This is a genomic window from Marinobacter sp. UBA2498, from assembly GCF_002341575.1.
Lineage (GTDB): Bacteria > Pseudomonadota > Gammaproteobacteria > Pseudomonadales > Oleiphilaceae > Marinobacter > Marinobacter manganoxydans.
The window spans coordinates 1-607 of sequence record NZ_DDOI01000119.1; the positions used below are offsets into that span (position 1 = coordinate 1).

Annotated in this window: 1 protein-coding gene; it reads left to right on the forward strand. The window is 60.0% G+C overall.

Translation table 11 applies throughout. The features are described from left to right. On the forward strand, positions 1-607 hold a 607-nt coding region (locus tag B2W52_RS16730; protein ID WP_286803773.1), incomplete at both ends, for an LPS-assembly protein LptD.

The following is a 607-nucleotide window of genomic DNA, read 5'->3' on the forward strand; positions in this document are numbered from 1 at the left end:
TATGGCGTTGGCAGTGCGTTTGCCGTTGGCAGCGATTCCGAGCAACCGTTGGAAGCCAGCGGCTTGAACGCCCGCTACGAGATTGACCGGACGCTGTTTCTTCAGGGTGATGTCCGCATTCGCCAGGGCGGTTTTCAGGTAACCGGTTCAGAGGCGCGCTACAGCCAGCAGGAGGGTGCAGTATCGGTGCAGGGGCCGCTGGTCAGTCGCGGCGAGGGTTTCCTTCTCACCGGTGAGAACGCGAACTACGACGTCGATAGCGGACGCCTGGACATCAACACTGCGACATTCCTGCTGCATGGTCCGGAAATGCGCGGTCGTGCAGGCAGCCTGTCGCGCATCAGCGAGGAACAGGTCGTCATTGCAGATGGCTTTCTGACCACCTGTGGCCCCAGCCAGAATGACTGGGCCATCGTTGCCTCGGATATCAGGCTGGATCGGGCGCAAGGATTCGGTACCGCCAAACACGTTCGATTGGAAGTCCTGGATGTGCCGGTGTTCTATTGGCCGTGGGCAAGCTTTCCTATTGATGATCGCCGCAAGTCCGGTTTCCTTTATCCGCAGTTCGGCTCTTCCAGTGCCGGCAGCGGTGGCTTTCTTGCCGTGC